Raw genomic sequence first — 21,539 nt, forward strand, 5'->3', positions numbered from 1 at the left:
ATTGGGACAGAACGGTCTATCGGATCTATGTGAATTAATACTCTGAAAGGGGAATTGAAATGCTTAAAAAATTTATTTTCTTTGGAGTGTCTTGTCTACTCTCTTTATCACTCAGCCTGCCAGTTTTTGCTCAAAGTGTTTCCGAAGACATTGAAAGTGCCATTACACAAGACCTCAAGAAAAGCGAAAAACAGATCAGTAAAATCCAGTCTAACAGCATGAATCCCTCAATAGAAGGCAGTTATCCGGTCTATTTCTTATCCGTAAACTCTGATACATACACACCTGACTTGGATAATTATCTTAATTTTGATGGCTACCTATTTGAAGTTGCTGATGATGGCGGGAGTAATTTAGGCCTTGCTTTTACTGATGAATCCGTGAATTACTCCGAGATCGTTCAGATGTCTACTGACACCAACTTTTCAAGTCAAATGGCTAAAGCTAAAACGTTAGTTGAATATTCAGAGAACAGTAAATTAATCTATGACATGGCTTATCGGGTGGTTGCTTTGGTTACCCCTGAAGAAGATTCTGTTAAAGTCGTAATGCTTAGAGACAGCGCTCTCAACTCCTTGAATCAATATGAAGTATATGATTTCGAAGATTTTATTAACAAAATCAAGACTGCCCAAGAAAAAAGAATACAGGAAGCTTCTCAACTTGATACGAATGAACCCACGTCAGGAGGGGGAGCTGGAATAACTTCAGACGACCCTTCTTCGGGCAATACTTTGATTTTTCTCATAAGTACTTTCGCTGTCATTGTGGCAGGCACGGTGAGCTTTATTTTTATCAGAACCAGGAAAAAAACATTCTTAGTCGACTAAGAAGCCTAATGTGAAAAAAGGAGCAGTTGCCATAGAGCAAACTGTTCCTTTTTTATTGCCGCTTGTCTGTAACGGATCTGGGTAAAGATGGAGATTTGTGACCTAACCCGCTTCCGCTTACCGGTTATCAAACAGGATATCCGCGGTGAGCTGAATGTGCGCTCTGAAGATCTCGACAGCACGCTCGCTGTCGCGGTTAAGAACAGCATCTGTTAATGCCTTATGTTCGGCGCGGCCATCACGTGTTGGCTGCTGCTGGGTAGACCAATGCCGATAAAATTCGCTCAAATCCCAAAGGCGTCTGCAAATATCCAGGAGAACCGGATTGGGACATGCGGCGATCAATTCGTAATGAAATTGACGGTGGATGTCGGACCACTCTTCGCGAACGGCAAGCTTTTGATCCGCTTCCTCGTACTCGGCCGTTTGCGATAACTTGTGGTGAACGGCGATGACGTTGGACTCCCATGTGAGATCGCCATGGGTGATGGACAGGCGTAATGCTGCGGATTCATTGATCAGCCGCGCCTCTATGATATTACTCAGTTCTTCTTCCGACGCCGTCTTCACTGAAAATCCGTGATTCGGAGTTTGCAAGGCAAGGCCTTGGGTCGCCAACCGGGTCAGTGCTTCCCGAACGACGGCAACGGAGACATCAAAACCTTTTGCTAATTCCGATACGATTAATGGAGTGCCTGGTTCATATTGCCCGGCCAGAATATCGGACTGCAGTTTCTTCCTGACATTTTCGCTTAAAGTGGACGAACCGTTTCTTTTGGCCACGGAGCCGACACCATCCTTCATACACATCAAGATTATACATGTCTAAATAGTTTACGCCTGAATCTATAAAAAAACAATGGATGAATTCGACAATACATAATATAAACGATTTATATTTACAAAATCGATTATCAAATATATAATCGAGTCATATTCATCACAAGGAGGTTATTTACAGTGCACAACAACCCATTTGCCAAGTTACCGGAAGTCGAAGTCTTTCAAGTGACCAGTAACGACATTACGGAGGGCCTTCCTCTGCCGCCTCAGCAATACTCGGGGATGTCAGGTGTGGAGAGTGCCCAAGATCTTTCGCCCCATTTGAAATGGTCAGGTGCGCCCGAAGGAACGAAGAGTTTCGCTATCACCGCGTATGACCCAGATGCCCCGACCGGATCGGGTCTCTGGCACTGGGCTGTCATCAACATCCCTGCCAGCGTCACCGAACTGCCGACCGGCGCAGGCGACGAGCAAGGCAGCGGCTTGCCACAAGGCACCCTGCAGCTGCCAAACGATTTGCGGCTCAAACAATTTATCGGTGCGGCACCTCCAGCGGGACACGGTCCGCATCGGTATTATTTTGTCATTCATGCGCTGGATGTCGAGCAGATCAGTGTTGACCCCAACGCCACGCCAGCTCTCTTAGGATTTACCATGCTTAGCCATACGCTGGGGAGAGCCGTTCTCATGGCAACAGGGGAAACCAAGTAACCCAAGCCGTTTGGGGGGATGGGAGCCAGCCGGGGGCAGGAATGTCAATGCTCCAAGCAAAGCAGCACCAGGTACGGAGGAAGATATGAAATTAAACGATCCATTTCAACAAATCGTATGCCCCATATGCCAGCAGCCCATTAAAATTTTGAAGCATACGGTCATTTGCGGCTGTGGGAGCAAGATGAAAAACAAAGTCAAAATCAAATAACTCGAAAACAAGCTACTCCCTTGTACGGCAAGGGGGGGTGAAAAAAAGGTACCCATACACTAAACATTTTTTGAAGTGTCCAGTGTATGGGTACCGTTTATAAGCCCTCTTCTTTGTCGTAAGTGTGCTCACTTCAATACGAATTCTCTCCGCTTGTACATCAGTTTCTGCATTTTCTCGGCTGTGCCATCCGGGAGCGGGACGTGGACGGATATTTCAAGCTCAGGGGATTCCAGAGGCTGCAGCGTAAGATGGTCAAATTTCAATATGCCCGCTTCTGGATGATACATGATTTTATACGCATCGGAAGCATCCAATACGTCATAGCTCTGCCAATACTCTTTGAATTCGGAACTTGCCTCACTCAACAATTGAACTTGTTCAGCCCACCAAGGATCATCCACATATTTGGCATACTCCGCTCTGAATCTGGCAATGGTGCGCCTGGCGTGAGCCTGCCACTGATCCCCTTTTAAAACGCGAAAATAGTCCGATGTGAATGTGACCCAAAGAAAGTTCCGCTCTCTTTCCGACTGGCCTGACAGGTTCGCAAAATCGCCCTGAAGCACAATGAATGCCTCATTCCAGGCGAGTATGTTCATTCTGACATCCATAACTGCGGCGGGAGATGTCCCTAGACTGTCAAGATGCCGCTGAATCACCGCGCTGACCTGTCCATCCAAAGAGCGGGGACGCTCAGGAGGAAGCTGACGGTGTGCCAGCAGAAACATATGTCTGCGTTCCGTCTCATCCAACTGCAACACTCTCGCCAAGCTTTCAAGAACTTCGATGGATACATGGATTTCCCGTCCTTGCTCCAGGTAGGTATACCATTCAAGACTGATGCCTGCCAGCGTCGCTACCTCAGACCGCCGAAGACCTGGGGTACGCCGTCGTCCTTCAGGCAGACCGAGCTGCTGGGGAGATATGCGTGCCCTGCGATTGCGCAAAAATTGGGCCAATTCACTGTAACGATTCGGTTGTAATTCCGACAAATCCATTCCCCTCCATATGTTCACCCAAAGTAACTTGGTAGTGGCAGTACTAGAATAAACGCACCTCTGAATATCCAATTAACTTGATTATACAATGGGTTTCGTACAGAAACAGCACAAGACAAAAAAGGAGCGATACGCAATGAACATACAAAATAACACAATCCTGATCACAGGTGGAGCTACGGGGATCGGGCTGGCGCTTGCTTCCAGATTCCTGAAAAACGGTAACAAAGTGATCATCACCGGCAGAAGAGCGGATAAGCTGCAGGAGGCAAAAGATATTTATCCAGAGTTGGTTACTTATGTTAGCGATGTATCCAAAGAGGAGGATCGTGTTGCGTTATTTGAAAAAGTAACCCATGATTTCCCCGATTTGAACGTCTTATTTAACAATGCCGGAATCATGCACTACCTGAATTACGATGGTACGGAACCATGGACACATATTGAGCTGGAAATAAAAACAAATTTATCGGCACCCATTCATTTAACCCGGTTATTCGCACCCCATCTTCTGAAGCAAAAAGAAGCCGCGATTCTAAATGTAACATCCGGGCTGGCACATGTACCTCTGGCCGCCACCCCTGTATATTCTTCCACAAAGGCAGCCCTGCATTCCTACACGCAATCGATGCGGCATCAGTTCCATGGTCAAATCCGAGTCATCGAGGTGTCCCCGCCCCTTACAAACACCGATTTAGGTATTCCAGGTGCAAACACAGCAGGTATCCCCGTGGACCTTTTTGCGGATGAAGTCATGGCTGGATTAGAGCGCGGTGAGGATGAAGTCACTTACGGCTTTTCCAAGCTCACGGCTAACGCTTCCCGCACAGAGCGGAACGAGCTTTTCAATCAACTGAATGCCCATAACCACGCTTAAGGTGAGTACTGAGCTGCCTCGCCCACTCTAAGTGGACGGGGCAATTCCTCTTTCAAATATTTATAGAGCTTCTGGCCCGCCAATTGGAACGGATATGCTGATTCCTTACACAACATCCCGAAGGTCATGTGGATGAGATTTCCGCTGACCATCCTGACCGTTACTCCCTTCGTTTCTTGCACCATAATTTTAGGCACAAGGGCGACTCCAAGCTCGTTCTCGACATAAAATTTCAACGCCGTCATGCTCCCGATCTCCATCGTATCGAGCAGTACATTTCCCTTTTCCTGTAGCACCACCTCCAGCTTTCTCCGATATGGACAAGTTGCAGATGTGATGAGCAGCCGATATCCCTGAAAATCTTCCGGCATGATCACCTCTTTCTGCGCTAACGGATGATTCTCTGGCATCAGTGCCACGAACTCTTCCTGAAATACTGGCTCATAAAATAATCCCGATTCCAGCTCAGGTGCCGTACAGAGCGCAAAATCGATTTCTCCTTTAAGAATCCGTTCACTAAGAGCCGGAGTGTTCGAAATGTCTACAGAAATCCGGATATTCGGATATATGGACATAAACTTCCCCAGGATCGCAGGCAGACGGTAGCTGGCCGTTGGCTCTGTCACGCCTAGCCGGATATGACCCGATTCCCCTGATTTCAAATCCGACAGACGGGTCTGAAGGTGCTCCATATTTTTGATGATCTGCAAGCTTTGGTCGTAAAATAGCCTGCCGGCTTCCGTCAGGCCGATTTCTTTGCCGCGTTCGATGAGCTGAACCCCCAGCTCTGCTTCGAGCTTTTGCATTTGCATGGTGACTGTGGATTGAGCGTAGTTCATTTCCTGTGCGGCGCGTACAAAGCTGCCCTGTTGAACGATCATTTGAAATGTTTTCAATGCTTTGAGGTCCATGCTCCGTATCTCCCATGTTAATTCAATATTATTGAATCAATTATTCAGATAGTTCAATTATACAAATTACAGTATGCAAATTACAATAAAGTTATCCTAATACAACCGAGGAGTGAGGTCATATGGAACTCAAAAACAAGGTGGCTCTAGTTACCGGTGGCGGTACGGGTATCGGCAGGGCAACCAGCCTTGAGCTGGCTAAACGGGGTGCAGTAGTGATCGTTAACTACTCACGCTCCCAATCCGATGCGGATGAAACGGTGCAATGCATCAACAATGATGGCGGACGGGCTATAGCCATACAAGCGGATGTGTCAAGGGACGAAGAAGTACGAGCTATGGTCCAGGATGCCGTCAAGCATTTCGGCACGATCGATCTGCTCGTGAATAACGCCAGCATTACCATGCATATTCCGCTGGATGATCTGGAGTCGGCAGCGGAGGAAGTGTGGGACGAGCTGTTCGCTGTAAATGTCAAGGGCATGTTCTACTCCGCGCGGGCTGTTGCCCCTTTTATGAAAAAGAAGCAAAAAGGCGCCATCGTCAATCTTGGCAGCATCGCCGGGCAAACCGGACTGGGCTCCTCGCTTCCCTACGCCGTATCCAAAGCGGCCGTTCACGGCCTTACCAAATCACTGGCACGGGCCCTTGCCCCCGACATAAGAGTGAACTGCATCGTACCTGGTGCCGTAGCGACAAGATGGTGGGAAGGCCGGGAAGCGCAGATGAGCAGCCTCGCCCCCCATCTTCCTTTGCAGCGCATCTCGACACCCGAAGACATTGCCGCCATGATCTGCGCCGCCCTGGAGCAGGAGGCTATGACCGGGCAAATCATCACCGTCGATAGCGGCCAAACCTTGTAATGCCAATTATGCAATTCCTGAGCAAATCGATAGCGAGCGATGAGGTTTTAACATTTGACAAATACCCAAGCATTTCATATACTTGACCTATCAAAGATTGATATATCAAACAAATTAATGTTAGGATGAAGACTAATGACCTCTGCAGAGGAGAATTGTATTATTGATAGCCTTCAGAACCTATATTTCCTGATTAATTCCAAATTCGGGAGCTGTGCAGGCGTAAGCCCTTCAAGATTAAGACTGCTGCAGCAACTGTATAGTGCGGATGAAATCAGCCAAACAGCCCTGCAAAAGGAACTGCAAATCGATAGTGCCGCGATTACCAGGCATTTGAAACAACTTGAAGCGGACGGTGTTGTCACTCGGCGTATGAATCCAGATGACAACCGTGTCACTTTGGTCCAGCTTACCGACCATGGCCGTCAGCAAATCGTCACTTACCAGGAAGAAAAAATCCGTTTCACCGCTCACATGCTCCAAGGCTTCAGCGAAGAGAAACAACAGCAGTTATCCAGCATGATTCATCGCTTGCAGACCAATATCCAAGACTACGAAGGAGTGAATGACAAATGAGTACTAAGCAAAAAAATAACGATTTTCAAGATATCTTCACAGGACGCCGTTCCATCAAAGTATACGATCCAACCGTTAAAATCAGCCAGGAGGAAATGACGGAAATGCTCAAGGAAGCCACGCTGGCTCCATCTTCCAGCAATATGCAGCCTTGGCGTTTCCTCGTGATCGATAGCCCTGAAGGCAAAGCGAAACTTACACCGCTGGCCCGCTTCAATTCAAGACAGGTGGAGACCTCTGCTGCGGTCGTTGCGGTTTTTGGGGATATCAACAGTGCTGAGAATCTCGAAGAGATTTACAGTAAAGCCGTAGAGCTTGGATATATGCCATTGGAAGTCAAAGAACAGCTAGTGCCCTTTATATCTGGATACTATGCCGACATAACGCCGGAAGTAAAGCGGGACACTGTGCTTATTGATGGCGGATTGGTAGCCATGCAGCTCATGCTGGTTGCCCGTGCCCACGGATATGACACGAATCCAATCGGCGGTTATGAAAAAGACGAGATTGCAGAAGCCTTCGGTCTGGATGCGGAACGTTATGTTCCAGTGATGCTGATCTCCATCGGTAAAGCAGCAGACAGCGGTTACCCATCCTACCGCCTGCCTGTTGATAAAATTGCTTTCTGGAAATAATATACACGAGCATTCACCACAACCTTAAGGGAGATGACTGAACATGATCATTATTCATGCCACTTTCCACGTAAACCCAGCCAAGAACGAGGATTTTATGCGGGAGATTCAAACCTTAATTAGCGCCTCCAGAGAAGAAGACGGCAATATCTCGTACAGTCTGTATAAGGATACCGAAAAGGAATCCTCCTACACGATGGTTGAGATTTGGAAAGACCCTAATGCCGTTGGTTTCCACAATCAGAGCGCTCATTTCCAGGCTTTTGTGGCCAAAGCCCCAGAGTATTTGAGCGCTCCAGCGGAGATCAAGGCTTATACGGGAGAACCGATGGAGATTCCGGCCGACTAAAGAAGACCCGGTGATCTAAACAGGTACCCATAGACTGGACACTTTAAAAAAAGGTGTTTGGGCTGTGGGTACCTTTTTGTATAGCATCGGCTGCCTCATCCACTTCACGTTGGGAGGCAAAGTTGCTGTGGTAGGCGGCGAGCGCCGCGTCCACCTCTTTACCACTCGCATCGGTCGCTTCAGCGTCATCGATCAGCGCTTTGAGCCGGTCCTTTACAGCCATACCCGGAGCAATGCGGACTTGTGCAGCCTGCTCGAGAGCATACCCCATCCCGATCAGATCGGCCTCGGTAAAGGCATCCCCCGTAATCTGCAGATGAATCGGGAGTCCATTACTGCCCTCCGCTGTATGGTACCCAACGGGAACCGTAATGCTGGGATAACCCGCCATAGCAGCAATCATCGTTGTTACCTCTTTGAATCCAATCAGCGCGTCCAGGCTGTACTTGGTCAACAGATAATTAATGCCGTTCTTCCTCGAAAACCGGATATCCGCCGCTCTATGCTCCTGCGCGGTCAGAGTATCCTTCGAGCCTGGTGTCATGTCGTAGCCTGCACACTCCTGGAGAATCGTTTGACCATATTTCAGTACATCGAGATGCCTGGCGTTATAATCAATGACGTCCTGCAGGCTCTTGATCACCGTCTGATGGTCGCTCGCCAGGATGGGCTTTGTTTGGGAATGGATATATTTTTCAATATCCTGCTTGAAGTCGTAAAACAGCACCTTTGTATCCGGGGCAGCAGGCAGCTCATCCTCCATATCGCCTCCATCCGCCGCATAGACAATGTTAGCCCCTTGCTCTTCAAGAACACGAAGCACTTTTTGGAAGGCGGCATAAAGATCAGGGGCGTTCTCTTTATCCGGGGACTTGTAAACGCCAAGAGCTTTACCTTTAAGACCATCCTTGCTCAGATATGCTGTATAGTCCTTCATATGCTCTTTCAAATAAGCCTCATCCACCACAATCTCATTGTCCACACCCATGTTGACATACTGGTCGCCCGGGTCATATCCCTGCATCACGGTTAGCAGCACGGCCACATCGAATACGTTCCGCCCCATGGGTCCGGCCGTATCCTGGCTGTGTGCCAGCGGGATGATCCCGTTGCGGCTGATGAGTCCGACCGTCGGCTTCAAGCCGACCAGAGAGTTTTTGGTTGCAGGCGACAGAATGGAGCCGGAGGTTTCCGTGCCCACCGTAATCGCGGCCAAGGCGGCAGCCCCTGCTGCGCCGGAACCGGAGGACGACCCTCCAACGTTCAGTACACCAGGCAAATAAGGGTTCAGTACCTGACCTTTCAGGGTAGAATAGCCGTTCCACATGCCATACGTAATGAAATTGGCAAACTCGGAAAGATTCGTTTTGCCTAGAATGATGGCGCCGGCTTTCCTAAGCTGAGTAACAACAAATGCATCCCGTTCAGGATAATGGTTCGCGAGCGCAATAGAGCCTGCCGTCGTGGGCATACCATCTGCCGCTGCCGTACCAATGTTATCCTTGATCAGCACAGGGATGCCGAACATTCCCTCAGCTTGGGAGGCATCCGCTCTCACTGCCGCATCACAATGTCTGGCTGACGCAATAGCATGTGGATTGATGACAGACACAGCGTTCAGCTTGACGGTATGCTTGTCATACAAATCAATTCTAGCCAAATACATATGGACCAATTTCTCATAGGTAAGCTTCCCGGCCTTCACCATCGTCTGCAGGTCTGCGATCGTGGCTTGATCCAGGTCCACGGTCATAGCATCAAGCGCAACGCGCAGGGCAAGCCTGGCTTCATTGATCTTTTCAACCGTGCTATGCGGTGTAATATGCTTCACCTTGCCCAAGGCGTGCTTCACGTTATCCGAATACGGTGCCGGAACGTCGTCCAGGTTCACGTTTTTTGCTTCTTCAACAACAGCTTTCAGGTCATGCAGGGCGGCTGTTGTTGTAAGAGCACTCGTCATCCAACCGCTCTCCGTTCCCCCTCGTCCCATCCGAACCCATCCTCTACATAAATTTTTAATACTCTCAGCGTATTCCTTATACCACCTTTCCCATTCCGGTTTTCGCGGGGCGATCACTCCTCCTCCACGGAGATCAGCGACTGCTAGCTCGGAGAACCACTTCAGGTGAAAAAAAGAAACCAAATCGCTTGCGTTTTATATAGCGACTTGATTTCTTCTGAATTAACTTGGGATTTTCTGGTATAGATTAATACTGTTGAACCTCTCCTTGGGTGGAGCTGCCGGTTCCCTGGACGTTTCTTCCGTACAATTCCGGTCTGGCTGTAAGTCTTCCTCCAGCTTGGCATCGATATAATCGAGCACCGTTTGGAGGTCCTGCATCTGTTTTTGCACCCGTTCCCGATGGCTCTTCATCATATCATACAGCTCCGGAAGCTCCTCCTTTGTGGCGTTCCGGGGCATATCCAAATACGGCTTCATTTCCTCCAATGGCATGCCTGTTTTCTTCAGGCAGTTGATGAGCTGCAGCTTGTACAAATCCTCCTGACTGTATGTCCGGCGTCCGTTGTCCATTCGCTGCACGCGCGGCAGCAGGCCGATCTTTTCGTAGTATCGAAGGGTATCCTCTGACAATCCGGTCAACTGTGAAGCCTTTTTGATGGTAACCATATCAAGCCCCTCCTATCTGCTTATATATGTATTATAAAACCTGGAGTCAACTCCAGGTCAATAGAAAATAAAGGGTAAAATAGTTTGACTCAAACTGCTTGACTTGGAGTCGACTCCAATAGATATACTAACCCCATCAACCAGTTTTTACACTGTTTCATAATGGGAGGAATTCATAATGAGTGAACATAAATCAACCAAAGTTGCACTGATTACAGGAGCAGGGGCCGGAATCGGCCTGCAGCTAACACGCCGCCTGCTGGGTGAGGGCTGGGAGGTTGCAGCTCTCATCCGGTCCGTATTTTCCGAAGAAGACAGCATGATCCGCGAAGCCATCAGTAAAGGCCAGCTGCGGGTATATAAAGCAGAACTTACAGATTTCAGCCAGCTGCGGCGGGTGCTTAACGAGGTCAATGGCAAAGAAGATCATATCGACGTTCTCTTTAACAATGCCGGGGGAAGCCTGCCCGAGCTGCGCTTCTCTCCACAAGGACGGGAGATGCATTATGAGCTGCAAACGGTCGTGCCGTATATCGTATTCATGGAGCTGAAAGACCTGCTGCAAAAAGGGGCCTTAAAGACGGTGGTGAACACCTCCTCTGCAGCTCTCCGTCACGTCAAACGCTTCAATCCGGATGAATTGCCGCGCCCGGCAGGATTTAAAAAGCTGACCGGTCCCTATGCCACTACCAAGCTGGCTCTGTCACTTTGGACCCGGGAGCTCGCCGCGCCGATGGCGGCAGAAGGGTTTCGTCTGATCAGTGCAGACCCTGGCTCCAATAACACATTGAGACCGACGAAGAAATCCGGCCTTCCGCCGGCTGTGAAGCTGTTGATGCGGTTATTCTTCTCCCATCCGAGCCAGGGGGCCAACCTGTTGTGGGATGCGGCGTTCAAGAGAACCGGCTACCCGTCGGGCTCGTTTGTGTTGAAAGGACGGGCGGCGGATCTGCCATACGCAGAGACCGGCTCCAAAATTCTGAGCATGATGCAAAGGATTTATGAGCAGGAATTTAATGCTGGCTGGTATTGAGGAGCACCGGTTGGCCGGCCTGTTGAAAATCAAATGCCCGGTTAGCGCTAATAACAGACTAACCGGGCATTTAATTTAATTATTGTTGAACTGGAGCCATCTCAGCAGCATCGTAACCGCTTCGGCCCTGGTTGCCGTGAACCTTGGCTCGAACCGGTTGCCGCTGCGCCCGTTAACAATCCCGATGTTACTTAATTTATATACCGCAGCCTTCGCCCAGGAAGGGATTTGGCTGTCATCTGCAAATGGGGCTTCTCCTGTCAACGGTGAATCCATACCAGCCGCTCTGGCAACCATAACAGCCAGCTCCGCACGGGTGATCAGCGCTCCTGGACGGAAGCTCCCGTCTTCGTAACCGGACACAAGCCTCAGCGCTACAGACTGCTTCACCGCATCGTATGCCCAATCACCAATTTGGTCTTGGTCGCTAAAGGTGAGTGCTGCACCTTCGACCTCAGGCTTCAAAGCATTGATCAGCATCCGTGCAAATTCGGCCCGCGTAATGGTAGCGTCAGGCTCGAAGGTGCCGTCCGGGTATCCATTCACAATACCAAGCTGCACGGCCTTTATAATGTTCGTTTCCGCCCAGTGTCCGGTAACATCGGAGAAGCTCGCACCTTCAGTGCCGCTCTCTGCGGTACTGCCGCTTTCGTTGGCCCCGTTATCGGGGGTGCTGCCCGTTCCGGTGCTCCCACCATCACTGCTGCTGCCTCCGGTGCTTCCACCACTACTGCCGCCGCCGATACCGCCACTGCTTCCATGGTCTTCGTCATCATCATCGTCGCCGTCTCGGCTGCTGCCGCCTCCACCTGACGAAGGTGCTGCCGGCGTCACTGCGTTCGAAGCCGCTGACGGAGTGCTCCAGCCCGCGCTGTTCTCCGCCTGTACCGTGAACGTATAGCTCGTGCCGTTCGTCAGACCTTTCACCGTGATCGGGCTATCCTCCCCGCTCGCCTCGATTCCGCCCGGTGACGATACCACCTTATACCCGGTGACCGCACTGCCTCCATCGCTCGCTGGAGCCGTGAACCTGATCACCGCCTCACCGTTGCCCGCTGCAGCCGAGACGTTCATCGGCGCGGACGGAACCGCAACGGTGCTGTCCATCACCTCAACCTCAAGGCTTTGCGGCGCTCCCGCGCTGAACGTAAAGGTAAACGCAGCGCTCCCCGTATCCAGCGCCGCCAAATACGCCTTGGCAATCGTCACCATATTCCCGTCAACGGTGTAATCCGTTCCCTCATTGAGCGGAGTTCCGCCATGCTGAATACCTGCGAACGTATTTCCGTTCAAGGTCAGCGTAACGTGGATATCGGCCTGTTTGGATTCATTTTTATCAAACACCGCGCTGTCCGGGCTAATCGAGCTATCCAAAACAGGCTTTGGTGCAATATACACCAATGAATGATAAGCTCCTGCAGCAATCATTTGCACATCATGATCATCCATAGCTGCAATCTTCGTTGGGACGCTTCGATTGACGGTATCCCCATGCCCCAAATGGCCAAACTGATTACTGCCGAAGGAGTACACGTCCCCTTCCCTGGTTAAGAGCAGCGAGAAACCCCCGCCGGCCGCAATGGCCTTAACATCGGAAATCCCTTCGATCCTCTCCGGAAGGCTGCGGAGCACCGTATCTCCAAGACCTAGCTGGCCGGAATCGTTATAGCCAAACGAGTATACGTCTCCGGTTACGGTTAACAGGAGGGAATGGTCCGCTCCGCCCGCAATGGACTGAACATCCGTGATCCCTTCAAGCTTCGTTGGATTGCTGCGATTTTCCCTGTCTCCAAGCCCTAATTGACCGAAATCATTATTTCCGAACGAGTACACATCTCCGGTTACAGTTAATAAAAGAGAATGATTCCCGCCACCCGCAGCTGCTGTGATCTCGTTCAGTTCTTCAATCTTCTCCGGAGTCTTTCGTGCAGCTGTATCCTAGAGGATTTTGGCATAAGGTAGGCACAGAATCAACCAAAAAATGCCTGCCTTCATAAATAAAAGGCAGGCATTACAATAGGCTGTATTAGTTGGCTGGCTCGGCTGGCTGTATCGGCGCTGTTGGCGCTACTGTATCCGATGACGCTGTTGAATTTTTTTCAAGGGAAACGACTTCGCCAGTTTTGGAATTTACAAATGCAATGTAGATATCCGGGTTATCGTCCTCACCTGCAATAGAGAGTTGCACGGTCTCACTGGCCTTACTAGTCTCACTGGGGCCGGTTTCTCCATTTTTAGCCGCTACAGCCGGCTGAGTATCTACAACCTGGACATCCGCGAACGATACAAAATAAAACGTTCCTTCCATATCCTCTCTCGTGCAGAAGACCGGGAAAGCCTTCATGCCATCCAGGGATACATCAAATTTCTCCTCAAGCGCTTCCTGGGCAATATCCACTGCTTTGTCTTCGCTCATATCCTCGCTTGTTTTCTCGGGAGTGGCCGAGAAGCCTGGTGATAACGCGAAGTAACTGACAGACCCTTCCTTGCCGCTTGTTTTCTCGGAAGTGGCAGGGACCGCAGCACGGAGTTCGCCCTCAAACTCTGTTTGCTGATGCTGACCGGTCACCTTTACACTGGGAGCCGTATCATTGGCAAACGCATAGGTTGACAATGCACCGTTCCCTGCGATTAAAGTCACTGCTGCTCCGACCGTAAGTGCTGTGGCGTAAAGCTTCTTTTTCATTTTCTTACCTCCGTCATATGATTTATTGGGATTTCGTAACTACAAGCTCATTATGAGGGGGGCGTATTATGGACTAGTGTTCGAGTTGTAACGAAGCTGTAAAAAGAACGGACACCTTCGTATATTCATGTTCCTTGGATTCAATGTGAATTGGCGCATGGTGGAGCCGGGCGATTTGACTGCAGATGGACAAACCCAGGCCGATGCCTCCCAGCTCCTTGGAACGGGATTTGTCTACAACGTAGAAGGCTTCGGTAATTTTTTCGATATCCTTGTCCGGGATGCCCTTTCCGTAATCGGTCACCTCAATGACAACGTGCGGGTCTCGAAAGCTGCTTTTCAGATGAATGGTGCTCCCGTCAGGAGAGGCCTTGATGCTGTTTTCCACCAGGTTCATGAACAACGTCTGCAGCAGTACGGGATCTCCATATATCCGCTCTGCCTGGCACTCTTTGACCAACTTGATCTGCTTTGCTTGCAAAGCATGCTGCTCCATTTGTTCCACATAAGCAAATAAGGCTTCAACCTCCACGGACTGCAAGGTAATCTCCTCGTTCTTCAAATACAGCAGCTCCATCAATTTTCCCGACAGCAAATCCAGCCGGGCTACATGCTCATGAATGTAATCAACCGCCATTCTGCGGTCTTCTTCAGTGCTATTCGCATAATTTAAAAACTGGCTGTACCCTTTTATCGCCGTAATCGGCGTCTTCAGCTCATGGGTCAGGCTATTAATGAAGGTTTCCTTGTCTTCGTTCGCTTTTTGCATCGTTTCAATATTCGTGGACACTGCATCCACCATTTTGTTGAAATCCCGGGCCAATTCGGCGATTTCGTCGCTTCCGCTAACCTTAACCCTTTGGTGGTAAGCTCCCGCAGCAATGTCCCTGACCCCTTTGTTCAGGTTTCGGATTGGAGCGGTCAACCGGAACAGCAGCAGAATGAGCACGGAGGATAAAACGACGGAAATGACCACACTCAAGGTAATAAAATAACTGATCAGGTTGTCATAATAATCTTGCAGATAAGCGGAGCTCCTGGATATGACCAGCTTGAGCCCATTAAACTCCATGCTGCCGCCCACAAAAATCCACAGCTTCCCATCAAGCTTCCGGTATACCGTTTCACGCTGCTCTCCCTGCAATTCCTCTCGTGTGCCCTCAAACTGGTAGGCATTGGAGAAGACCAGCCGCTCCCCTTCATATACCTCCATCAGGATACCCTCTGCAAAGTAATTGTCGGCAAAACCGGAAATTACAGCACCATAGGCCGTGCTGCCGGTGCTGCTGGAAAAAACCTGCAGGATATAACTTAGCGAGTTATCGATGCTCTCATATTCGCTTACACCTCTGGACATATCCATCTGCTCGTTTAATTGGTAGCTTTTTTGCAGCAAGGCATAGGCTCCGATATCAAAAGCGATCAAGAAAACCATCAGCACACACAAATACGTTTTCTGCCAAAATTTCACCTTCACACCTCTAACCTGTAGCCGTATTTGTACACCGTCTTGATATGGTGCTCCCAGTTCAGCTTTTTTCGCAGCCGCTGAATATGCACGTCCACGGTTCGCGTTTCTCCATAAAAATCAAAACCCCAGGTCTGCTCGATGATCTTTTCACGGGAAAGCGCGATATTTTTGTTTTGAATGAGGAATTCGAGCAGTTGAAATTCTTTATTGGTCATTTCCACGACTTGTCCGTTCACCGTGACGATATGCTTGTCCAGATCCACCGTCGTCCCGCCCAGGCTGAATTCACTTGTGTTCTTCTGATTTCGGCGCAGTACCACATGGATCCGGGCGATCAGCTCCACCGCCTCAAACGGTTTGACGATATAGTCCTCCGCCCCAATCTCCAAGCCATGCACTTTATCTGAAACGGCATTTCGCGCTGTCAGGAAAATCACCGGAATGCCTCGTTTCACAAAACTCCCCACGAGATCAAATCCGTCTCTGCCCGGCAGCATCACGTCCAGAATGACCAGATCAATCCGCATCTCGTTCAACAGCTCCGGGATTTGCTCGCCGCTGTACAATTGAACATACTCATGCCCTACCATTTTCAGATTCACAGCAATCAGGTCGTTGATTGCCTTCTCATCATCGACGATCAAAATTTTGGCCATCATATCACACTCCACCGCCATGATATCAAATCTCCGCTTGAAAGTTATTATAGAGTTGTAAAAAAAAGAGCCTGAACGAATCAGGCTCTTAAATATATTGATTATTCTTTCACCAGCCCGCGAATGAAGGCCTCAAAGCTGGGCGCAAGCCGTGTAATTTGGTAATTATTCTCCTTATCCACATGCACAACCTCAGGTTCGCCGTCATTTCCGAATTCCCGGTAATCCAGCATAACCACTTCGGAATCCGATGGGCAGTCACAGATGACCACGCCAATTTCAGGATAACCTCCGCTCTCAATCCTGAATCGGCTGCCCGCTTCTCCGCACAGCGAACGCCTCTTGTCGCGTCCAATGCCCAGAATGCCGGAAATGATGATCTGCTCCTTGGAGCCCGAGTCCGGTTCTAATATAGGGAAGCTATTGCTGCGGGGAATCCCCCCGTTGTGCGCCTTCATCATTTGAATATAGAAGGCCGGCAGCCTGAAGACCAATTCCTCTTCTACAGAGTCAATCAGCTCATCTGTGGGCGGTACCATCACATATTGCTCGATCGCAAGATCGCTGTCCTCCCAAAAATCCGGGAAATCGATCATTGACTCCGACTCAGCCCCCGCCACGGATTGGGTCGCTTCTTCCACCGATTGCTCAGAGAGCTTGCTTCGGCTCAATTCCAGAAACTCCTGGATTTCCTCGTCGCCGGGCTCTAACTGATCTGCTGTTTCGAAGGCGCGCAGAGCCTCCTCATATTGATCGAGATGGTAATAAGCAAAGCCTACACGGTAATGCCACAGCGGGTCCTCTTGTCCCTCCTCCGCAACGGACAGAAAATGCTCCACCGCCTCTTCGTAACGCTCAAGATTATTCAGCGCTCTACCCAAATGGCTGGTGAGCTCATAGTCCCTGTCCTCCGCAGGAATCTCCATAATGGCATCCACAATTTCCTCGAACTCATCTTCCTCATGCCACGCCTCCAGCTCTGGCAGCAGCTCGTCCCGCATCGACTCAGCCTCCTGGTTTTCGTCCTTTTTATAATTTTAACATTTCCGATGACGCATTCTCCAGCTTGCAGAGCCTATAATACTAAAAACCCGGGAAATATCTGGTTAAATAAGGATAGGCGATAAAAATATCTTCCACGCTTTGTTTTATAACTGAGACGTTCATTGGATAACCGCTCCGAATTTGAGCAGCGCTCCATGAACGTCTTTCCTTGTTGATTGCAACGCAGATGTGGAAGTCTATAGGTTACAAAGATTACAATGTTCTTATGGGAACTTGGACAAGCGAGGAGAGTGATATATATGAAAACACGTCGTTCTTCAACACCGTTGGGTGAATTCATCAAATCACGCAGGGAGCGGCTGCAGCCTGCAGAGGCTGGAATTGATCCGCTGCCGGGACGGCGGCGTACCCCGGGGCTGCGGAGGGAAGAAGTAGCCTATCTCGCCAATATGAGTGTGACTTACTATACGTGGCTGGAGCAGGGAAGAGAGGTAAATCCTTCACCTGAAATATTATTGAATATCAGCCAGGCGCTGCTGTTAAACGAGGATGAACAGAAGCATCTATTTGATCTGGCCAATATAGGCCCTGGAAGCACTGGTACAGTACTGAGCAGCAGGCCAGATACCGTTTTTTTGCAAAATATTGTGGATCAATTACATTATCCTTCCTTCGTCACAGACGAAGGCACGGATGTGATCGCCTGGAATCGGGCAGCGGAACTGATTATCACAGATTTCGGCAGTCTGCCGGAGAATGAGCGGTATATGATGAACGTTATATTTCTGGATCCGGATTATCGCAAAAAACTGGAGAATTGGGAGGATTTTGCGCGTTACAGCGCAGCAATCCTGCGGGCGAACTTCGACATCTATAAGAATAACCCCTTATATATGGAACGGTTCGAGCGTTTGAGACGGGAAAGTGAGGAATTTGTGCACTTGTGGGAGCTCTACGAAATCAAGCAAAAACGTGTAGCAACAGCTCAATTTCTTCTTCCTGACAGACAAAAGATGGAGTTCATGATCCATTACGCTAGTGCCATTGATAACGACCCTGGCTTGCACTGGTGCTTCTTTGTCCCGATGCCGGGTTCAGGCACGGAGGAAAAATTATTGCATCTGCTGGAGCAGGACACACTGCTTCAATAGAGCGATCAGTTATGTACGAGAAAGAGCCTCGTCCTTGAGACTGTCCAAGGATGAGGCTTGATTGCCAAGCGGACCACCGTTATCGCTTCATCTGCTGCTGCCTTCGTGGTCATCCCTTTAGGCTATGCATCGTCAATTCAGCAATCCGCCGAAGTTTTTCTTTGGTGACCGAAGTCCGAGCCATGACTCTCAATCCCGCTAAGGCATTATGAAGATATTCGGCCATTTCCGTCGCTTCGTATTGCTTTGTAAATTCGCCGTTTTGCTGCCCCCATAATACGATTTCTGCAAGCATCTGCTCCACCCTTGCAAAAGCTTCCACGGCTTTCGCATCAACGTCCGCATCCCGAATCGCCAATTCGACGGCCGAGTTTACAAACATGCAGCCGGGCGGTGTGTCCTCTTCCCCATTGATGATGAAGTCGAAAACGAATTGGATCGCTTGCGCAGCCGTCTCGGATTGCTTGAGCCCCGCCGCTAATCTCGCGTTGGTCCAGTCTCCGAATCGATCTATCGCTTTGAGAAACAAAGTGTGTTTGTCGGTAAAGGTATCATAGAGACTTCTTCGATGAATCCCCATATGCTCAACAAGGTCGTTCATCGAGGTCTTCTCGTATCCTTGCTCCCAGAAGAGCTTCATAGCCTTCTCCAAAACGACGCTTTCTTCAAATTCTTTGCTTCTAGCCATTTCTTTTCCCTCCTGAACCTATACTATCGCATTGGGAACGATCAGTAAATAAGTGTTTTTACCAAGCGTTCCCACATTATGGGTGAACGTAACCGGAGCCGCGCTTCAAGCCAATACGGACGCCCGCATCAAACCGAAAAGAACGGGACTGCGTTGGGATATTGCGTCGCCCAAATTCTCGGTGGCACCTCAATGAAATAACCACTAAAATAATATTGACAGGTTACTTTTTGTGAATATATGATAGAGCTCAAGGGATCGATCGTCCCTGCTGGAGTCAGACAGTCCATCGATAAAAAATGTCACGGAGGAGATGAAGTGAACGAAATCCGATCATTGCCACGGGTCATGCTGGGAACTTGGCCAACTCCCTTGCAGCCCGCAGAACAGCTATCCTTGCAATTAGGGTGTCCTCTGTATATTAAAAGAGAGGATATGACCGGCCTTGGCGGCGGCGGCAATAAGGCTAGAAAGCTTGAATTCCAGCTTGGCAAGGCCAAAGCGGACGGCGCAACCCATGTCATCACAACCGGTGCCGTACAATCCAATCATACCCATCTCACAGCTGCCGCTGCCCGCAAGCTTGGATTAAAGCCTCATCTGGTGTTGAGTGGTGTTCCGGGTAAGGAAAAGCATGGCAATCTATATTTGGATCATTTGATGGAATCCGAGCTTACCTTTGTTACTCCTCCGGCCGATCGGCCGCCGCTGGAAGTGGTCAATGAGGTCATGGATGAAGTGGCTAGCAAAATTGCGAACGAAGGCGGCAGGCCCTGCATTATTCCCGAAGGCGGCACGGACGCTCTGGGCACGGTGGGTTATATTCTTGCCGTGGAGGAACTGGTTCAGCAGCTTGATTCGTTCGGGCTGAATCAGCAGCGGATCCTTATCGTCGTCGCCACAGGTACATGCGGCACACATGCCGGGTTAGTGGCAGGAGCCCACGTTGTACCCAATTCGTTTGATATTTTAGGCGTTAGCGTAAGCGGCACAACACATATCAAAATCGGGAAGACAGCGCGTGTTGCTACCCAAGCATTGCATCTTGCCGGGTATGAGCATGTTGTGCAGCCTGAAGATATCCGGATAGACGACCGTTTTATGGGGGCCGGGTACGGAGAAGTTACGGAGCAAGGCTGTCAGGCCATTTATACCGCCGCGAAAACAGAAGGACTTTTCCTCGATCCTGTATATACCGGAAAAGCGATGGCGGCACTGCTGCAAATGGGACATTCGGGGCAATTGGACAAGTACGCTGCGGTTGTTTTCGTACATACCGGGGGTTTGCCGCTGCTGTTTCATTACGATTCAGCCATTACTTCTTTTAATAACGTGAAGGTGAGATGAAATCATATGTCAACTAACCAACATCGACCGACGATCGCCGCTGAGATAGGCAAAGATTTAAAGATGATTATGGAAGGCTTGCTGGAGGATGTATTCAAAATCATTCGAAATCTGCCCCCCGAAGCATTGAATTGGAGGCCGGAGCAAATGAACAACAGCCCTTATGTCCTTGCCTATCATTTGCTCGGCTCTGCAGGTTATTGGATTGGGGATGTCGTGGGCGGCATTCCGACAGATCGTATCCGAGCCAATGAATTCGGCGTATCCGGGGATCACGAACAACTGGAAAAGCTGCTGGCTGATACCAAAGAAAGGCTGGTCAAAACGTTCGATAATTTGCAGGATAGCCAATTGCAGCCTGCCCCCATCGATTTAAGCCGCGGTGTTTTATGCTGGGGAGAGGTTCCGCCCGAAGGACGTACAGCGATGTGGGTACTTGTCCACGATCTGTGCCATATCGCCTTCACACTAGGGCAATTAGACCGAATCCATCGCCTTTGGGAAATTCAAAGCAAATCGTAATGTTCATGGATTGGCGGACTCCTCGGGCTGTCCTTCATATTTCAACTTAAATCTCGACGCTTTCATTCGGTTTCCGCACAGCTTCATCGAGCACCATTTCCGCTTGCCGGTAAAATCCAAGTAAAACCAAATGCATTTTGGATTTTCACAGCGGTGCAGCCCTTGCAGCTTGTCCTTCGTGCATATATCCAAGGCGTCTAAAGCGATAAGGGAGAGCAGCGACGACGGAAAGGAGCCTATCGGAACGGGAATTAGACGGTCTTCCTTATATGTATAGGACAATGGTGCATTCTCGATTATTTTCTCCAATGGCTCGATCAAATTGACAGGCGGAGATCCGCTGGCTGCAGTTTTTTCAAACAGCTCACGCAGAGTGGCTCTGAATTGCTTCAGCACGGGGAGCACGCTCTCATCCGGCTGCTCGCCAAGGTCGCCGAACTGCTCCGGTGAGAAGGCCCCTATAGATACCAGCGTTTGAAACCAGTGAACGAGGTCCTCTTGGCTGGAGAGCGAATCGATTCGTTTGCCTCTTCTCATTTCTTCCGTATTAATCAAGTCCAGAGATGGATTACCGGAAAAAAAATTGAATTTAGCCGTCATAAAT

Annotated in this window: 23 protein-coding genes and 1 pseudogene; 11 read left to right on the top strand and 13 right to left on the bottom strand. The window is 49.6% G+C overall.

From position 1 onward, the window contains the following. The first annotated feature begins 59 nt into the window (after positions 1–59). Positions 60–830, top strand: coding sequence for a hypothetical protein (locus tag OIN60_RS06120; RefSeq protein WP_305753962.1), 771 nt, complete (start codon positions 60–62; stop codon positions 828–830). 117 nt (positions 831–947) lie between these two features. Here OIN60_RS06120 and OIN60_RS06125 read toward each other — a convergent pair whose 3' ends face one another. Further along, positions 948–1,613, bottom strand: a complete 666-nt coding sequence (locus tag OIN60_RS06125) for a GntR family transcriptional regulator (RefSeq protein ID WP_305753963.1) — start codon at positions 1,611–1,613, stop codon at positions 948–950. A gap of 177 nt (positions 1,614–1,790) precedes the next feature. Between OIN60_RS06125 and OIN60_RS06130 the strand changes: the two genes are divergently transcribed. Beyond that, entirely contained in the window at positions 1,791–2,324 is a 534-nt protein-coding gene (locus OIN60_RS06130; RefSeq protein WP_305753964.1) for a YbhB/YbcL family Raf kinase inhibitor-like protein, read from the top strand. Positions 2,325–2,663: 339 nt separating this feature from the next. Here OIN60_RS06130 and OIN60_RS06135 read toward each other — a convergent pair whose 3' ends face one another. After that, a complete protein-coding gene (locus OIN60_RS06135; RefSeq protein WP_370872391.1) occupies positions 2,664–3,530 on the bottom strand; it encodes a helix-turn-helix transcriptional regulator in 867 nt (288 codons plus the stop codon). 142 nt (positions 3,531–3,672) lie between these two features. Between OIN60_RS06135 and OIN60_RS06140 the strand changes: the two genes are divergently transcribed. Next, positions 3,673–4,413 (top strand): SDR family oxidoreductase, encoded by a 741-nt coding sequence (locus tag OIN60_RS06140; protein ID WP_305753966.1) that lies wholly within the window; start codon positions 3,673–3,675, stop codon positions 4,411–4,413. Here the strand turns inward: OIN60_RS06140 and OIN60_RS06145 are convergent. Next, positions 4,410–5,324 carry a LysR family transcriptional regulator gene (locus OIN60_RS06145; RefSeq protein WP_305753967.1) on the bottom strand — a complete coding sequence of 305 codons (915 nt, stop codon included), beginning with the start codon at positions 5,322–5,324 and terminating at the stop codon, positions 4,410–4,412. The two genes, OIN60_RS06140 and OIN60_RS06145, sit on opposite strands and share 4 nt — an antisense overlap. A gap of 122 nt (positions 5,325–5,446) precedes the next feature. Here OIN60_RS06145 and OIN60_RS06150 point away from each other — a divergent pair, with 122 nt between their 5' ends. The 4 genes from OIN60_RS06150 to OIN60_RS06165 all read left to right on the top strand — a co-directional run bounded on the left by OIN60_RS06150 (position 5,447) and on the right by OIN60_RS06165 (position 7,747). Beyond that, a complete protein-coding gene (locus tag OIN60_RS06150) occupies positions 5,447–6,187 on the top strand; it encodes an SDR family NAD(P)-dependent oxidoreductase (protein ID WP_305753968.1) in 741 nt (246 codons plus the stop codon). Between the two features lie 135 nt (positions 6,188–6,322). Next, positions 6,323–6,763 (top strand): MarR family winged helix-turn-helix transcriptional regulator, encoded by a 441-nt coding sequence (locus tag OIN60_RS06155; protein ID WP_305753969.1) that lies wholly within the window; start codon positions 6,323–6,325, stop codon positions 6,761–6,763. Continuing rightward, a complete protein-coding gene (locus OIN60_RS06160) occupies positions 6,760–7,398 on the top strand; it encodes a nitroreductase family protein (protein WP_305753970.1) in 639 nt (212 codons plus the stop codon). Before OIN60_RS06155 ends, OIN60_RS06160 begins: the two co-directional genes overlap by 4 nt. Positions 7,399–7,441: 43 nt before the next feature. Further along, complete coding sequence (locus OIN60_RS06165) at positions 7,442–7,747, top strand: putative quinol monooxygenase (RefSeq protein WP_305753971.1); 306 nt, start codon at positions 7,442–7,444, stop codon at positions 7,745–7,747. Positions 7,748–7,790: 43 nt separating this feature from the next. On the opposite strand, the gene OIN60_RS06170 is transcribed toward OIN60_RS06165, so the two are convergent. Further along, the gene (locus OIN60_RS06170) at positions 7,791–9,737 is read right to left on the bottom strand and encodes an amidase family protein (protein WP_305753972.1); all 1,947 of its coding nucleotides are present in this window, start codon (positions 9,735–9,737) and stop codon (positions 7,791–7,793) included. A gap of 192 nt (positions 9,738–9,929) precedes the next feature. Further along, positions 9,930–10,376, bottom strand: a complete 447-nt coding sequence (locus OIN60_RS06175) for a MerR family transcriptional regulator (protein ID WP_305753973.1) — start codon at positions 10,374–10,376, stop codon at positions 9,930–9,932. Positions 10,377–10,554: 178 nt separating this feature from the next. On the opposite strand from OIN60_RS06175, the gene OIN60_RS06180 reads away from it, so the two are divergent. Beyond that, positions 10,555–11,409: an SDR family NAD(P)-dependent oxidoreductase gene (locus tag OIN60_RS06180; protein WP_305753974.1), complete on the top strand. Its 855-nt coding sequence runs from the start codon at positions 10,555–10,557 to the stop codon at positions 11,407–11,409. Between the two features lie 75 nt (positions 11,410–11,484). On the opposite strand, the gene OIN60_RS06185 is transcribed toward OIN60_RS06180, so the two are convergent. The 6 genes and pseudogenes from OIN60_RS06185 to OIN60_RS06205 form a co-directional block, all read right to left on the bottom strand. Further along, complete coding sequence (locus OIN60_RS06185; RefSeq protein WP_442417847.1) at positions 11,485–12,837, bottom strand: S-layer homology domain-containing protein; 1,353 nt, start codon at positions 12,835–12,837, stop codon at positions 11,485–11,487. Beyond that, positions 12,817–13,326, bottom strand: a pseudogene (locus OIN60_RS22720) (RCC1 domain-containing protein); the annotation flags it as partial. The pseudogene OIN60_RS22720 and the gene OIN60_RS06185, both read right to left, overlap by 21 nt. Before the next feature lie 109 nt (positions 13,327–13,435). Then, entirely contained in the window at positions 13,436–14,095 is a 660-nt protein-coding gene (locus OIN60_RS06190; protein WP_305753975.1) for a hypothetical protein, read from the bottom strand. 73 nt (positions 14,096–14,168) lie between these two features. Further along, positions 14,169–15,566: a sensor histidine kinase gene (locus OIN60_RS06195; protein ID WP_305753976.1), complete on the bottom strand. Its 1,398-nt coding sequence runs from the start codon at positions 15,564–15,566 to the stop codon at positions 14,169–14,171. A gap of 2 nt (positions 15,567–15,568) precedes the next feature. Next, positions 15,569–16,243 carry a response regulator transcription factor gene (locus OIN60_RS06200; RefSeq protein WP_370872393.1) on the bottom strand — a complete coding sequence of 225 codons (675 nt, stop codon included), beginning with the start codon at positions 16,241–16,243 and terminating at the stop codon, positions 15,569–15,571. 80 nt (positions 16,244–16,323) lie between these two features. Further along, on the bottom strand, positions 16,324–17,223 hold the full coding sequence (locus tag OIN60_RS06205) for an SMI1/KNR4 family protein (RefSeq protein WP_305753977.1): 900 nt from the start codon (positions 17,221–17,223) through the stop codon (positions 16,324–16,326). Positions 17,224–17,526: 303 nt separating this feature from the next. Between OIN60_RS06205 and OIN60_RS06210 the strand changes: the two genes are divergently transcribed. Beyond that, positions 17,527–18,378, top strand: a complete 852-nt coding sequence (locus tag OIN60_RS06210; protein WP_305753978.1) for a helix-turn-helix transcriptional regulator — start codon at positions 17,527–17,529, stop codon at positions 18,376–18,378. A 109-nt stretch (positions 18,379–18,487) separates the two neighbouring features. On the opposite strand, the gene OIN60_RS06215 is transcribed toward OIN60_RS06210, so the two are convergent. Continuing rightward, complete coding sequence (locus tag OIN60_RS06215; RefSeq protein ID WP_305753979.1) at positions 18,488–19,066, bottom strand: TetR/AcrR family transcriptional regulator; 579 nt, start codon at positions 19,064–19,066, stop codon at positions 18,488–18,490. A 318-nt stretch (positions 19,067–19,384) separates the two neighbouring features. Between OIN60_RS06215 and OIN60_RS06220 the strand changes: the two genes are divergently transcribed. After that, positions 19,385–20,413, top strand: coding sequence for a 1-aminocyclopropane-1-carboxylate deaminase/D-cysteine desulfhydrase (locus OIN60_RS06220; protein ID WP_305753980.1), 1,029 nt, complete (start codon positions 19,385–19,387; stop codon positions 20,411–20,413). A gap of 6 nt (positions 20,414–20,419) precedes the next feature. Further along, positions 20,420–20,935 carry a DinB family protein gene (locus OIN60_RS06225; RefSeq protein WP_305753981.1) on the top strand — a complete coding sequence of 172 codons (516 nt, stop codon included), beginning with the start codon at positions 20,420–20,422 and terminating at the stop codon, positions 20,933–20,935. Between the two features lie 3 nt (positions 20,936–20,938). On the opposite strand, the gene OIN60_RS06230 is transcribed toward OIN60_RS06225, so the two are convergent. Beyond that, entirely contained in the window at positions 20,939–21,535 is a 597-nt protein-coding gene (locus OIN60_RS06230; protein WP_305753982.1) for a CGNR zinc finger domain-containing protein, read from the bottom strand. Between the last annotated feature and the right edge of the window lie 4 nt (positions 21,536–21,539).

It is taken from the genome of Paenibacillus zeirhizosphaerae, assembly GCF_030705605.1.
Lineage (GTDB): Bacteria > Bacillota > Bacilli > Paenibacillales > Paenibacillaceae > Paenibacillus > Paenibacillus zeirhizosphaerae.

What these genes read in the sequence shown, in the direction of transcription:
- OIN60_RS06120 (WP_305753962.1), top strand. Translation starts at nt 60, where the DNA reads ATGCTTAAAAAATTTATTTTCTTTGGAGTGTCTTGTCTACTCTCTTTA.
- OIN60_RS06140 (WP_305753966.1), top strand. Translation starts at nt 3,673, where the DNA reads ATGAACATACAAAATAACACAATCCTGATCACAGGTGGAGCTACGGGG.
- OIN60_RS06145 (WP_305753967.1), bottom strand. Translation starts at nt 5,324, where the DNA reads ATGGACCTCAAAGCATTGAAAACATTTCAAATGATCGTTCAACAGGGC.
- OIN60_RS06150 (WP_305753968.1), top strand. Translation starts at nt 5,447, where the DNA reads ATGGAACTCAAAAACAAGGTGGCTCTAGTTACCGGTGGCGGTACGGGT.
- OIN60_RS06155 (WP_305753969.1), top strand. Translation starts at nt 6,323, where the DNA reads ATGACCTCTGCAGAGGAGAATTGTATTATTGATAGCCTTCAGAACCTA.
- OIN60_RS06160 (WP_305753970.1), top strand. Translation starts at nt 6,760, where the DNA reads ATGAGTACTAAGCAAAAAAATAACGATTTTCAAGATATCTTCACAGGA.
- OIN60_RS06165 (WP_305753971.1), top strand. Translation starts at nt 7,442, where the DNA reads ATGATCATTATTCATGCCACTTTCCACGTAAACCCAGCCAAGAACGAG.
- OIN60_RS06170 (WP_305753972.1), bottom strand. Translation starts at nt 9,737, where the DNA reads ATGGGACGAGGGGGAACGGAGAGCGGTTGGATGACGAGTGCTCTTACA.
- OIN60_RS06175 (WP_305753973.1), bottom strand. Translation starts at nt 10,376, where the DNA reads ATGGTTACCATCAAAAAGGCTTCACAGTTGACCGGATTGTCAGAGGAT.
- OIN60_RS06180 (WP_305753974.1), top strand. Translation starts at nt 10,555, where the DNA reads ATGAGTGAACATAAATCAACCAAAGTTGCACTGATTACAGGAGCAGGG.
- OIN60_RS06185 (WP_442417847.1), bottom strand. Translation starts at nt 12,837, where the DNA reads ATGATTGCTGCAGGAGCTTATCATTCATTGGTGTATATTGCACCAAAG.
- OIN60_RS06190 (WP_305753975.1), bottom strand. Translation starts at nt 14,095, where the DNA reads ATGAAAAAGAAGCTTTACGCCACAGCACTTACGGTCGGAGCAGCAGTG.
- OIN60_RS06200 (WP_370872393.1), bottom strand. Translation starts at nt 16,243, where the DNA reads ATGGCGGTGGAGTGTGATATGATGGCCAAAATTTTGATCGTCGATGAT.
- OIN60_RS06205 (WP_305753977.1), bottom strand. Translation starts at nt 17,223, where the DNA reads ATGCGGGACGAGCTGCTGCCAGAGCTGGAGGCGTGGCATGAGGAAGAT.
- OIN60_RS06210 (WP_305753978.1), top strand. Translation starts at nt 17,527, where the DNA reads ATGAAAACACGTCGTTCTTCAACACCGTTGGGTGAATTCATCAAATCA.
- OIN60_RS06215 (WP_305753979.1), bottom strand. Translation starts at nt 19,066, where the DNA reads ATGGCTAGAAGCAAAGAATTTGAAGAAAGCGTCGTTTTGGAGAAGGCT.
- OIN60_RS06225 (WP_305753981.1), top strand. Translation starts at nt 20,420, where the DNA reads ATGTCAACTAACCAACATCGACCGACGATCGCCGCTGAGATAGGCAAA.
- OIN60_RS06230 (WP_305753982.1), bottom strand. Translation starts at nt 21,535, where the DNA reads ATGACGGCTAAATTCAATTTTTTTTCCGGTAATCCATCTCTGGACTTG.